11 protein-coding genes are annotated in these 13,511 nt (G+C 48.1%); all 11 read left to right on the top strand.

Translation table 11 applies throughout. The features are described 5' to 3' along the window. Nucleotides 1–44 precede the first annotated feature (44 nt). The 11 genes from gpr to ADU22_RS22395 all read left to right on the top strand — a co-directional run bounded on the left by gpr (nucleotide 45) and on the right by ADU22_RS22395 (nucleotide 13,506). Complete coding sequence (gpr, locus tag ADU22_RS22445; RefSeq protein WP_053364155.1) at nucleotides 45–1,169, top strand: GPR endopeptidase; 1,125 nt, start codon at nucleotides 45–47, stop codon at nucleotides 1,167–1,169. Nucleotides 1,170–1,316: 147 nt separating this feature from the next. Next, on the top strand, nucleotides 1,317–2,504 hold the full coding sequence (gene spoIIP / locus ADU22_RS22440; RefSeq protein WP_053364154.1) for a stage II sporulation protein P: 1,188 nt from the start codon (nucleotides 1,317–1,319) through the stop codon (nucleotides 2,502–2,504). A gap of 20 nt (nucleotides 2,505–2,524) precedes the next feature. Further along, nucleotides 2,525–2,863 (top strand): YqxA family protein, encoded by a 339-nt coding sequence (locus ADU22_RS22435; protein WP_053364153.1) that lies wholly within the window; start codon nucleotides 2,525–2,527, stop codon nucleotides 2,861–2,863. A gap of 503 nt (nucleotides 2,864–3,366) precedes the next feature. Continuing rightward, nucleotides 3,367–5,202, top strand: a complete 1,836-nt coding sequence (gene lepA / locus ADU22_RS22430) for a translation elongation factor 4 (protein WP_053364152.1) — start codon at nucleotides 3,367–3,369, stop codon at nucleotides 5,200–5,202. A gap of 116 nt (nucleotides 5,203–5,318) precedes the next feature. Further along, nucleotides 5,319–6,452 carry a radical SAM family heme chaperone HemW gene (hemW, locus tag ADU22_RS22425; RefSeq protein ID WP_053364717.1) on the top strand — a complete coding sequence of 378 codons (1,134 nt, stop codon included), beginning with the start codon at nucleotides 5,319–5,321 and terminating at the stop codon, nucleotides 6,450–6,452. 162 nt (nucleotides 6,453–6,614) lie between these two features. Continuing rightward, nucleotides 6,615–7,646, top strand: coding sequence for a heat-inducible transcriptional repressor HrcA (hrcA, locus tag ADU22_RS22420; protein WP_053364151.1), 1,032 nt, complete (start codon nucleotides 6,615–6,617; stop codon nucleotides 7,644–7,646). 331 nt (nucleotides 7,647–7,977) lie between these two features. Then, nucleotides 7,978–8,571 (top strand): nucleotide exchange factor GrpE, encoded by a 594-nt coding sequence (grpE, locus tag ADU22_RS22415; RefSeq protein ID WP_053364150.1) that lies wholly within the window; start codon nucleotides 7,978–7,980, stop codon nucleotides 8,569–8,571. Between the two features lie 31 nt (nucleotides 8,572–8,602). After that, nucleotides 8,603–10,435, top strand: coding sequence for a molecular chaperone DnaK (gene dnaK, locus ADU22_RS22410; RefSeq protein ID WP_053364149.1), 1,833 nt, complete (start codon nucleotides 8,603–8,605; stop codon nucleotides 10,433–10,435). 162 nt (nucleotides 10,436–10,597) lie between these two features. Beyond that, nucleotides 10,598–11,722, top strand: a complete 1,125-nt coding sequence (dnaJ, locus tag ADU22_RS22405) for a molecular chaperone DnaJ (RefSeq protein WP_053364148.1) — start codon at nucleotides 10,598–10,600, stop codon at nucleotides 11,720–11,722. A gap of 14 nt (nucleotides 11,723–11,736) precedes the next feature. Then, nucleotides 11,737–12,672, top strand: a complete 936-nt coding sequence (prmA, locus tag ADU22_RS22400; RefSeq protein ID WP_053364147.1) for a 50S ribosomal protein L11 methyltransferase — start codon at nucleotides 11,737–11,739, stop codon at nucleotides 12,670–12,672. 84 nt (nucleotides 12,673–12,756) lie between these two features. Then, nucleotides 12,757–13,506 carry a 16S rRNA (uracil(1498)-N(3))-methyltransferase gene (locus tag ADU22_RS22395; RefSeq protein ID WP_053364146.1) on the top strand — a complete coding sequence of 250 codons (750 nt, stop codon included), beginning with the start codon at nucleotides 12,757–12,759 and terminating at the stop codon, nucleotides 13,504–13,506. The last annotated feature ends 5 nt before the right edge of the window (nucleotides 13,507–13,511 follow it).

Below are 13,511 nucleotides of genomic sequence, written 5' to 3'. Positions count from 1 at the left end.
TTGAAGGAAAAGATAGGAAGTATTGATGGAAGGAGGAGCCTAGCATGAGTGATTCGATTGATTTAAGCATGTATTCGGTGCGCACCGACCTGGCTGTCGAGGCCCGGGAGATGGCGATTGCCGGGAGAAATGGCACTGTCCACGAGGCAGCCGATGTGTCACAGCTAGAAGGCGTGATCATTAAGGAAAAAGAAGAAAATGACATTAAAGTCTCCCTTGTGGACATCACCCCTGAAGGAGAAAAGGCCATCGGCAAAAAGCAGGGAAAGTACTTGACGATTGAAATCCAGGGCATCCGCCAGCAGGATACGGAATTGCAGAAAAAAGTAGAAGAGGTATTTGCCAGCGAGTTTTCCTCTTTTATTAAACAGATGGGCCTTACGGAGGAAGCTTCTTGCCTTGTGGTCGGCCTTGGAAACTGGAATGTGACCCCCGATGCGCTGGGGCCCCTTGTTTGCGAGAATTTGCTTGTGACACGCCATTTGTTTGAGCTTCAGCCTGAGCAGGTTTCCGACGGCTATCGTCCTGTCAGCGCCATATCGCCAGGGGTGATGGGGATAACCGGAATTGAGACCAGCGATATCATTCATGGAGTAGTGGAAAAATCAAAGCCTGACTTTGTCATTGCCATTGATGCCCTCGCTTCCCGTTCGATTGAAAGGGTCAACAGTACCATCCAAATTTCGGACACAGGCATCCACCCAGGTTCAGGGGTTGGCAACAAACGGAAGGAATTAAGCAAGCAAACACTTGGCATCCCTGTCATCGCCATCGGCGTGCCAACGGTTGTCGATGCTGTTTCGATTACAAGCGATACGATTGATTTTATTTTGAAGCATTTCGGCAAAGAAATGCGCGAAGGGGACCGGCCATCCAGATCTTTGGTTCCGGCAGGCATGACATTCGGGAAAAGGAAAAAGCTTACCGAGGAAGATCTGCCGGAAGAGCAGCATCGGCAGGCGTTCCTGGGAATGATCGGCACGCTTGAGGAAGAAGAGAAGCGGAAATTGATTTATGAAGTACTTGCTCCATTAGGCCATAATTTAATGGTCACGCCGAAAGAAGTGGATGTGTTTATCGAGGATATGGCCAACCTGATCGCGACCGGCCTGAACACAGCGCTGCACGGCAAGGTGGATCAGGACAACAGCGGTGCCTATACACATTGATAATGAAAAGGGGGCGGGCTGCCCCCTTCATTTTTAACAACGATTGAAGGCGAACTGCATGTTTCGCCCGGCATGACATAGAAACAGGTTCTACCAGTCCTAGCATTGTCATATGTTTTACTAGACTTGCTAAAAAGAGGTGGAACMGTGAAACGTTTAAAAGGAACAGGAATGATCATGGCCGTACAGGGGACAAGCCTGATGAAAGCAGGTTTTGCCTTTATGTTTTTTTTAATTGCTGTGTTTACGATGAGCGGGCTGATGACCTCGCTGAAGCCGGAGTTTCGGATCTCCTCTTCCTCGCTGAACTCTGCCGCTACGCATATCAATGGGGAATTGCTATACCGCCTGATGGGCTGGGAAAACCACCAGCTGCTCAGTGCACTGCCGAAGAAGGAAGAGTCTTTTAAACTGTCGAACCTGGTTTTCCGGCTTTCGACCAATGTGAGCCTTGATGACCCCCGAAGTTTTCTTGGAAGCGAGCTTCCCGGGTTCACCCTGTTTGACGGGAAAATCCTCGTGGCAGGGGAAGGGACCAATTATACCAATATGCCTATAGAGTCGGCGCCGCCGATCGAGGTGCTGAAGGCTGAACAGGAAGCGGCCCTCCAAAACACTGAAGACATCGACAGCACTAAGGGGGAAAGTGCGGAAGCCCCTCCTAACAGTACAGGAGACAGGAAAGTGGTTTATCTCTATTTCTCCCATACTCGTGAATCGTACCTTCCGTATCTGCAGGGAGTCACCAATCCAAATGCAGCCTATCACAGCGAAGTGAATGTCACGAAAATTGGCGACCGGATGAAAGGAAGTCTTGAAAGCAGAGGGGTTGGAACAGAAGTCGATAAAACCGATGTGATGGCAAAGCTGAACCAAAAAGGGCTGGACTTCGGAAGGGCCTACCAGGAATCAAGGGGAGTTGTCCAGACGGCCATGGCAGGGAATCGGGATCTTCAATATCTGATCGATATCCACAGGGACTCAAGGCGAAAGGCTGAGACCACTGTCACGATTAATGGGAAATCTTATGCGAAACTTGCGTTTGTTATTGGCGGCAAAAACCAAAACTATGAAAAGAACCTGAAGCTGGCGACGGAGCTCCATCAGCTGCTTGAAAAGAAGTATAAAGGGCTGAGCAGGGGGATCATCGAGAATAAAGGCCCCGGCATGAATGGTGTATATAATCAGGATTTATCCCAGAATGCGATGCTGGTAGAGTTTGGCGGAGTCGATAATACGTTCGAAGAACTGTTCAGGTCGGCAGATGCCTTGGCAGACGTTTTCAGTGAATTTTACTGGCAGGCAGAAAAAGTGGATGCACCAGCGAATAATTAAGCAAAAGCAGGGTGATGACAATGAAACTATTTTTTCTGAAGGCTTTTGTGCTAACTTGTTTGATGTTCCTTTGTGTACTGACAGGCATGCAGCTGGCGAACGGCGGCATGAACAAGATGAGGGGCTATGACGACCCAAGCCTCAAATCTGCCTTCACAGTAAAGGAAACCGGAGAAGGGCAAGTGGAAACGGCGATTCTCGGGAAACAGGTCTCAAGCCATGATCTTGAGCAGAAAAGGCAGCAGCTTGAAAAAATGAAGGCATATAACCTTTTCTCTGCGACAGGGAAAAAATTGGCGAATGGACTGGGAAGCGCCGTGGAAAAATCCCTGGACCTGATCAGCGGGAAAGAAGATTGAGAGCAGCGGGCAGACATGGTGATTATACTGGGGTTGAAAAATAAACGGAGAAATTCCGCTTATATCGGGAAATGCCAACATTTCCCGTGATATAAGGGGAGTTTTTCCGTTTACTTTAATCTAATCCTTACATTTTGGCCTAAAATAGAGTAGGTAAGCGGAATATATCCGCTTATTCCTGCTTCTTAAGCCCCTCCAATATACTTTAACCGGAATTCCTCCGCCTATGGATAATTATTTTTGCCGTATATCAAGCATTTAGCAGCATAATAGGCAGATGCAGTCCAATTCAGCTGCGAATTGGACTGTTATTTGTGTGCGATATTTCATTTTGTACTCCAAAACCGAACGACAGACAAGCCTTGCTGCTTTTTCTTCGTCAAAGCCATTCACGCCCAGCCGGCCGTTCTGCTTTTGTTTCACTTTTCATTGAATCTTGAATTCCCTATTGATATAATCTAGAAATAATGTGCATCCGCGAGTATAGTAGGAGTGAACAAGCAATGAACAGAGAAGATAGACTGAAGAGACAATCGAAAATCCGCAATTTCTCAATTATCGCCCATATCGACCATGGCAAATCCACGCTTGCCGACCGAATCCTTGAACAGACAAATTCATTGACTTCGCGGGAAATGAAGGAGCAGCTTCTTGATTCCATGGATCTTGAACGGGAACGCGGGATAACGATCAAATTGAATTCAGTACAATTGAAATATAAAGCGAAGGATGGAGAAATCTATACCTTCCACCTGATTGATACACCAGGGCATGTCGACTTTACCTATGAGGTGTCCAGAAGCCTTGCTGCCTGTGAAGGAGCGATTCTTGTTGTCGATGCCGCACAGGGAATTGAAGCGCAAACACTCGCAAATGTATACCTGGCTCTTGACAATGACCTTGAGATACTGCCGGTCATCAACAAGATCGACCTTCCAAGCGCCGAGCCGGAACGTGTCAGAGGCGAAATTGAAGAAGTGATCGGTCTCGATGCATCAGAAGCCGTACTCGCGTCAGCGAAAGCTGGAATTGGAATCGAAGAGATTCTTGAGCAAGTCGTCCAAAAGGTCCCTGCCCCGCAAGGTGACCCTGAAGCCCCGTTAAAAGCGTTGATCTTTGACTCGCTTTATGATGCCTACAGGGGTGTAGTCGCGTACATCCGGGTCGTGGATGGGACGGTAAAAGTTGGCGACAAGATTAAAATGATGGCAACAGGCAAGGAGTTTGAAGTCACCGAAGTGGGTGTTTTCACCCCTAAAGCTGTGATGGTGGATGAATTGACTGTTGGAGACGTAGGTTTCCTGACAGCTTCCATTAAAAATGTTGGTGATACGCGTGTCGGGGATACGATTACCAATGCGAAAAATGGGGCTACAGAGGCGCTTCCAGGTTACCGCCGTCTAAACCCAATGGTATATTGCGGCCTTTATCCAATTGATTCATCCAAATTTAACGACCTTCGCGAAGCCCTTGAAAAACTCGAGCTGAACGATTCTGCTCTCCAGTTCGAGCCGGAAACCTCACAGGCTTTGGGCTTTGGATTCCGCTGCGGCTTCCTTGGCCTCCTTCATATGGAGATCATCCAGGAGCGTATTGAGCGTGAATTTAAAATCGACCTGATTACCACTGCACCAAGCGTTATCTACCATGTCATCATGACCGATGGTTCGGAGGTAAGGGTTGATAATCCATCCAACATGCCGGATCCGCAAAAAATTGACCGTGTGGAAGAGCCATATGTCAAGGCGACGATGATGGCCCCGAATGACTTTGTCGGAGCAATCATGGAGATATGCCAGAATAAGCGCGGAATTTTTATCGATATGCAATACCTGGATGAAAAACGTGTCAGCATCATCTATGAAATCCCCTTGTCTGAAATCGTTTATGATTTCTTCGACCAGCTGAAATCGAGCACAAAAGGATATGCCTCTTTTGACTATGAGTTGATTGGATATAAGCAATCGAAACTTGTAAAAATGGATATCCTGCTGAATGGTGAAAAAGTAGACGCCCTCAGCTTCATTGTCCATAAGGACTTTGCTTATGACCGGGGCAAGGTCATTGTTGAAAAGCTGAAAAGTCTTATTCCGCGCCAGCAGTTTGAAGTGCCTGTACAGGCGGCCATCGGACAGAAAATCGTTGCCCGTTCCACGATTAAATCGATGGGCAAAAATGTTTTGGCCAAATGTTACGGCGGCGATATTTCCCGTAAGCGAAAGCTTTTGGAAAAGCAAAAAGAAGGGAAAAAGCGCATGAAGCAGGTCGGCTCTGTCGAAGTTCCGCAGGAAGCCTTCATGGCTGTCCTGAAGATGGATGACGATAACAGCAAAAAATAAACACCAGTACAGGTTAGATCCGCTTGTTTACGGCAGGCTGATCTGGCCTGTTTTTATTAAATGAAACAGCAGTCTGCAGGACAAACTGCAGGCTGCCAGGAAAGGCCGTGATGCTATTGATTAAAGCTGCGTATGTCCATATTCCCTTTTGCCACCATATCTGCCATTATTGTGATTTCAACAAGGTGCTGATGGAGCGTCAGCCTGTTGGCGGATACCTGTCGAGCCTTGCGCAGGAAATGCATATGATAATGGAAACGTCCTCCAAGGAATCCCTGAAATCGGTATTTGTCGGCGGCGGGACTCCGACTGCCCTTGACGAAGGACAGCTCGATTATCTGGTCACAAGCATCGGTGAAAAGCTAACTTTTGGCCCTGATGCTGAATATACATTTGAAGCCAACCCAGGGGACTTGTCTCCAGGCAAATTGCGAATCCTAAAAGCTGGCGGTGTGAACCGGCTGAGCTTTGGGGTCCAATCTTTCAATGATGAATTGCTAAAATCGATTGGACGAAGCCACCGGGCAGAGGATGTTTTCACCTCAATCCGCACAGCACAGGATATCGGCTTCGAAAATATCAGTGTGGACCTCATCTACAGCCTGCCTGGACAGACTTTGGACGATTTCAGGGAGACGCTCAAGACAGCTCTTGATTTGCAGCTGCCCCATTATTCCGGTTATTCGCTGATCATTGAGCCGAAAACGGTGTTCTATAACCTGATGAATAAAGGCAAACTCACCCTTCCCGGAGAGGATGCAGAAGCCAGGATGTATGAGCTGCTGATGGAAGAGATGGAGCGTCATGGCCTTCACCAGTACGAAATCAGCAATTTTGCCAGGCCGGGGTATGAGAGCACCCATAATCTAACGTATTGGAACAATGAAGAGTATTATGGGTTCGGTGCGGGTGCACACAGCTATGTGGAAGGCCATCGCCGTTCCAATTATGGGCCATTGAAAAAGTACATGGAGCCTCTTGCGAAAGGGGAACTTCCTTTGAACGACAATCACTTCGTCACTAGAGACGAGCGGATGGAAGAAGAAATGTTCCTGGGTCTAAGGAAAACAGCGGGTGTCTCCATTCGACATTTCCAGGAAAAGTTCGAGCAGGATCTGCTTGGGTTATTCCATGAAGAAATTAACGGGCTTAAGGCTCGCCAGCTCATTGAACAAGAAGATGGCTATCTTAGGCTGACAAGGAAGGGCCTGTTTCTCGGCAATGAAGTTTTTCAGGCATTCCTAAAATAAAGGCCAGCGTCCCAAGATACCTGACGGGCTCCAGCACTAGCGGGACTGACCAGGGCGCTTGTGCTTTTCCAATTCAAATGATTGACATGAACGCCCAATACTGATAATTTATTATTAGATTTAGCACTCGTGGAGACAGAGTGCTAACAGAGGTGATGAGTGGTGTTAACAGACCGGCAAGTGTTGATATTACAAGTGATTGTTGATGACTTTATTCGCACAGCGCAACCGGTTGGTTCCAGAAGCTTGTCGAAAAAAGAAAGTATTTCGTTCAGTTCGGCTACGATCCGCAATGAAATGGCGGATCTGGAAGAGCTGGGATTCATCGAAAAAACTCATAGCTCTTCGGGACGCATTCCTTCCGAAAAAGGGTATAGATATTATGTTGACCATTTGCTGCTTCCCCAGAAGCTGAATAATTCCGAAATTATGACGGTTAAATCAATCTTTGCCGAGCGTATCTATGAACTCGAAAAAATTGTTCAAAAATCGGCCAGGATATTGTCTGACATGACGAATTATACTTCGATCGTACTCGGCCCGGCTGTACAGGACAATAAGCTGAAAAAGCTGCAGATTGTTCCGCTGAATGCCGATACAGCCATTGCCATTATCGTCACGGATACAGGGCATGTCGAAAACCGGGTGTTCCATTTCCCGTCCAATGTCGATCCGGGCGATGTTGAAAAGATGGTTAATATTCTCAATGAGCGATTAACCGGTGTGCCGATTGTCGACTTGAACAGCAGCATATACAAAGAGGTGGCAACCCTTTTAAGGCAGCATATCAACAACTATGATTCGCTGTTGAATTCCATTGCCCAAACGCTGGATATCCCTACAAGCGAAAAGGTGTTTTTCGGGGGCAAGACGAATATGCTGAATCAGCCGGAGTTTAATGATGTGGCAAAAATCCGCAGCCTGATGGCCATGATTGAACAGGAGGACGGAATCTCCCAGCTGATCCGTAAAAACCCTCAAGGCATCAATGTCAAAATCGGCCGGGAAAACAATAATACAGCAATGGAGAATTGCAGCCTGATTACCGCCACTTATTCAATGGGCGAGGAAAAGCTGGGGACCATTGCGGTTCTTGGTCCGACCAGAATGGAATATTCAAGAGTAATCAGCCTGCTCAAGTATATAAGCGCGGACTTGTCAAAGGTGTTGACAGACCTGTATCAAAACAAATGAGCATGGAAATATTGGTAAGGGTGGAACGGACAGTTCCATCCCTTGCCATGCCATAAATGCATTATTATATCCAGCTCCAGCGCCTAGCCCCTCGGGTCGCTTGTCTGGCTCTGCCTCCTAGGAGCTCGAGTCGTAAGCCATAATCCTTCAGAAGGCAAATAACGCCTTCCTGCGGATTCTGTCTTACGCTTGTCGCTCCTAACAGTTGGCTCAGCTTTTCTAATTCGGTCCGCCAGTTGAAGTCAAAGAGCGACTTCATCTGTCGGCCCAGAGAGCGCCTGTCGGGGCTGAACGAGGCGCTTCCGCATTTCTTTTGGGGGAGGTGAAACAAATGAAAGACAACAAAACTTCTGAAATGGAAAATACTGCTGGCCAGCAGGAAGAAACAGAAGAGGTTTTTGCCGAAGCGGAAACTTCGACAGGGGCAGCTGCTGATGCATCCGAAAGTGTGGAAACAGATAGCACAGATGGTCAAGATGCAAAAGTTGCCGAACTCGAAGCCAAGCTTGAGGAATCCGAAAACCGCTATCTTCGCCTGCAGGCCGATTTTGACAACTTCCGCCGGCGTTCCAGGCTAGACCAGGAAGCCAGCGCAAAATATAGAGCTCAAAGCCTTGTTTCCGATTTATTGCCTGCATTGGACAATTTTGAACGGGCATTGAAAATGGAATCTGACAATGATCAGACAAAGTCGCTCATGCAAGGAATGGAAATGGTTTACCGCAGCATCCTTGACGCGCTGAACAAAGAAGGCGTGGAGACGATCGAGGCTGTAGGACAGGAATTTGATCCTCATCGCCATCAGGCAGTCATGCAGGATAGCGATGAAAATTATGGCTCGAACATTGTGACGGAGGAATACCAAAAAGGATATGTTTTGAAAGACAGAGTGATCCGCCCGTCCATGGTCAAAGTAAATCAATAGGTGTTACATATATTTACGGGGAGGTTTTTTTATGAGTAAAATCATCGGAATCGATTTAGGAACAACAAACTCATGCGTAGCTGTCCTTGAAGGCGGCGAACCAAAAGTAATCCCTAATCCGGAAGGGAACAGAACGACTCCATCTGTCGTTGCGTTTAAAAATGGCGAGCGCCAGGTTGGGGAAGTAGCCAAGCGCCAGAGCATCACCAACCCAAATACAATCATGTCGGTTAAGCGCCATATGGGAACTTCCCATACAGAAGAAGTCGAAGGCAAGAAATACACGCCGCAGGAAGTTTCCGCGATTATTCTTCAATACCTGAAGTCTTACGCTGAAGACTACCTAGGTGAAACGGTAACGAAAGCAGTTATCACTGTTCCGGCCTACTTCAACGATGCGGAGCGCCAGGCTACCAAGGATGCCGGGAAAATTGCCGGTCTTGAAGTAGAGCGCATCATCAATGAGCCTACAGCTGCCGCATTGGCATACGGCCTTGATAAAACGGAAGAAGACCAGACCATCCTTGTTTTTGACCTTGGGGGCGGAACGTTCGACGTTTCCATCCTGGAACTCGGCGATGGCGTATTTGAAGTAAAAGCCACTGCCGGCGACAACCGTCTCGGCGGAGATGACTTTGACCAGGTCATCATCGACTATTTGGTTGAACAATTCAAAAAAGAGAACGGCATTGATCTTTCCAAGGATAAAATGGCTTCACAGCGATTGAAGGATGCCGCGGAAAAGGCCAAGAAGGACCTTTCAGGTGTATCTTCCACACAGATTTCCCTGCCTTTCATCACCGCAGGCGAAGCTGGACCGCTTCACCTGGAGGTGTCTCTGACTCGTGCCAAGTTTGATGAGCTCACTGCAGATCTTGTTGAACGCACAATGGGGCCGACTCGCCAGGCACTTCGTGATGCAGGCTTGAATCCATCCGATATCGATAAGGTCATCCTAGTCGGCGGATCTACCCGTATTCCTGCTGTCCAGGAAGCAATCAAGAAAGAAACCGGCAAAGAGCCACACCGTGGAGTGAATCCTGACGAGGTTGTTGCGATGGGAGCAGCTGTCCAGGGCGGTGTCATCTCCGGTGACGTCAAAGACGTTGTCCTGCTTGATGTTACTCCGCTGTCTCTTGGTATTGAAACAATGGGCGGAGTGTTCACGAAGCTGATTGACCGCAACACAACCATTCCGACCTCCAAGTCACAGGTGTTCTCCACTGCTGCAGACAATCAGACTGCGGTAGACATCCATGTGCTTCAAGGTGAGCGTCAAATGGCGGCGGATAACAAAACGCTCGGCCGTTTCCAGCTGTCCGATATTCCGCCTGCACCGCGCGGCATCCMGCAAATCGAAGTTTCCTTCGACATTGACAAAAACGGGATTGTAAACGTTCGTGCCAAGGATCTGGGCACCAACAAGGAACAGGCGATCACCATTAAATCTTCTACAGGCCTGTCCGACGAAGAGATTGAAAAAATGGTAAGAGAAGCGGAAGAAAACGCCGAAGCAGACAAGAAGCGGAAAGAAGAAGTAGAACTCCGCAACGAAGCAGACCAGCTTGTATTCACAGCTGAAAAGACCCTTAAGGATCTTGAAGGCAAAGTAGATGAGGCGGAAGTCGCAAAAGTGAACGAAGCCAAAGATGAGCTGAAAGCTGCCATCGAGAAAAACGAAATTGAAGAAATCCGCACGAAGAAGGATGCATTGCAGGAAATCGTCCAAAACCTGTCCGTAAAGCTGTATGAAGAAGCAGCGAAGCAGGCTCAGGCGCAGCAGGGCGCCGAAGGCCAGGACGGAGCAGCCAAGGATGACAATGTCGTCGATGCAGAATTTGAAGAAGTGGACGATAAAAAATAATTTCATATCAAAGGGAAAGTCAAAGTCAGGTTATACTTGGCTTTGGCTTTTTCTTTGAGGGATGGAAGCCCGCGGGAAAGAATGCGAAGATAAAAGATTGCACTTCTTAAAGCGGGAATGTTAAAATTACCTTTATGTGAAAAGAAGCGGGAGTGGGTAATCATGAGTAAACGGGATTACTATGACGTCCTCGGTGTCGGCAAAGGGGCATCCAAGGATGAAATAAAAAAGGCCTATCGCAAGCTGTCCAAAAAATATCATCCAGACATCAACAAAGAGGCAGATGCAGATGAAAAATTCAAAGAAGTAAAAGAAGCCTATGAAGTGCTGAGCGATGACCAGAAACGGGCCCATTACGACCAGTTCGGGCATACAGATCCAAACCAGGGCTTTGGCGGCGGCGACTTCGGCGGCGGGTTCGGCGGATTTGAGGATATCTTCAACACCTTCTTCGGCGGCGGAGGCGGCAGGCGCCGTGATCCAAATGCGCCAAGGCAAGGGGCTGACCTTCAGTATACGATGACCTTATCGTTTGAAGAAGCTGTATTTGGCAAGGAAACGACCATTGAGGTTCCGCGGGAAGAAACCTGTGATACGTGTAAAGGATCAGGTGCGAAGCCTGGCACAAAAGTGGATACATGCGGCCACTGCCATGGAAGCGGACAGCTGAATGTCGAACAAAATACACCTTTCGGAAGAATCGTCAACCGCAGGGTTTGTCCATACTGTAGTGGAACAGGAAAAGAAATTAAAGAAAAGTGTAAAACATGTGCTGGTTCCGGGAGCGTGAAAAAACGCCAGAAAATCAACGTGAAGGTTCCTGCAGGCGTCGATGACGGGCAGCAGCTGAGGGTTGCAGGCAAGGGCGAGCCAGGAGTGAACGGCGGACCGGCCGGCGATCTTTATATCGTTTTCCATATCCGGTCCCATGAGTTCTTTGAACGGGATGGCGACGATATCTATTGTGAAATGCCTATCAACTTCGTCCAGACGGCCCTTGGCGACGAAATTGAAGTTCCTACCGTACACGGCAAGGTGAAGCTGAAAATACCAGCTGGAACACAAACAGGCACCAGGTTCCGGTTAAAAGGGAAAGGTGTGCCGAATGTCAGGGGTTATGGCACAGGAGATCAGCATGTGATCGTCAAAGTGGTTACTCCAACCAAACTGACGGAAAAGCAGAAACAGCTGCTGCGTGAATTTGCCGATGTAAGCGGGGAGGCGCCGCTTGGTGATCACGAAGAAAGCTTTTTCTCAAAAGTGAAAAGAGCCTTTAAGGGTGAGTAGAGGAGTGGGTTTTAATGAAATGGTCTGAAATTGGGATCCTGACGACAAATGAGGCAATTGAACCGATCTCCCATATTTTGCATGAGGCGGGCGCCAGCGGTGTCGTCATTGAGGACCCTTTTGAACTTGTAAAGGAGAGAGAGGACCAGTTCGGGGAAATTTACCAGCTCAATCCAGATGACTACCCGGAGGAAGGCGTCATTATAAAAGCCTACCTGCCTGTCAACAGCTTCCTGGGTGAAACGGTCGACGGGATCAAGACGGCTGTCAATAACCTGGTTTCATATGATATCGATATCGGGAAAAACAGGGTTACAATCAGCGAAGTGAATGAAGAAGAATGGGCAACTGCCTGGAAAAAATACTATAATCCAGTTAAAATTTCCGAAAAGTTTACCATTGTTCCGACATGGGAGGAATATGAGCCTGTCAGCAGTGATGAACTGATCATTGAACTGGACCCTGGCATGGCTTTTGGAACAGGCACCCACCCTACAACGGTGCTCTGCATCCAGGCTTTGGAGCGTGCGGTACAAACAGGGGACAGGGTCATTGACGTTGGCACTGGTTCGGGAGTCTTGAGCATCGCCTCCGCCAAATTGGGAGCCGGCCAAATTGAAGCGCTGGACCTTGACGAGGTGGCTGTCAATGTTGCCAGGATCAATATCAAGCTGAACAAGGTCCAGGATTTGGTTAAAGTCCGCCAAAGCAACCTGCTCGATGGTGTAGAAGGCGAGTCGGATATAGTAGTTGCCAACATCCTTGCAGAAGTGATTCTCCGTTTTGTACATGATGCCTATCGCACTGTAAAAAAAGACGGGTATTTCATCACTTCGGGCATCATTCAGCAAAAGAAGGAAAGTGTAAAGGAAGCATTGCTGAACGCCGGTTTTGCCATTGAGGAAGTAATCTCCATGGAAGACTGGGTGGCCATCATTGCAAAAAAATAATGCAGCGGCAAAGGGGCTTATCCGTCCCTTTTCTGCTGTCTCTTTTTAATTGGGGCTAACTATTATTTAGGCGGGTGTGTCGAAATGCAGAGATACTTTGTGACAGGTTCAGGAGAAGAGGGGCATTTTGAAATAACCGGCGACGACCATCATCACATTGCCAGAGTCATGAGAATGAAAGAAGGCGACGAGATTCTCTGTGTGACTACGCAGGGGAAGAGCGCTTTCTGCCGGATTGAAGAAATTACCTCTGAAAAAGCACTGGCAGCCGTAGTAAAATGGAATGAAGAGTCTCCCGAGCTTCCGATTTCCATCACAATTGCGAGCGGATTGCCCAAAGGGGATAAACTTGAATGGATCATCCAGAAGGGAACAGAGCTTGGTGCTTCTGAATTTGTCCCTTTCATCGCAAGCCGCTCCGTCGTTAAATGGGATCAAAAAAAGGGAAGCAAAAAGGCAGAGCGATGGCAGAAAATTGCCAAGGAAGCGGCTGAACAGTCCCATAGGAATCAAATACCAAAAATTCATGAGCCGGTAACGCTTAAATCGCTCGTTCAGGATTCGGGGCGTTTTGATTACTGCCTGATCGCATACGAAGAAGAAGCGAGGCAGGGAGAAGCTTCCGTGCTTGCCGATGTTTTTAAAAGAATAGGCCAGGGTGAATCTTTGCTGGCCGTGTTCGGCCCTGAAGGAGGGCTGACAGAACAGGAAGTCCATATTCTCCAGGAAACTGGATTTGTGCCGTGCGGACTTGGACCACGGATCTTAAGGACAGAAACGGCACCGCTCTACCTTCTATCAGCCGCGTCCTATCATTTTGAATTAATGAGGTGAGGAAT

The sequence above is a fragment of the Bacillus sp. FJAT-27251 genome (assembly GCF_001273925.1).
Classification (GTDB): Bacteria; Bacillota; Bacilli; order Bacillales; family Cytobacillaceae; genus Mesobacillus_B.
The sequence above is the reverse complement of the archived record's forward strand: the minus strand, read 5'-3'. Positions and strand labels throughout refer to the sequence as shown.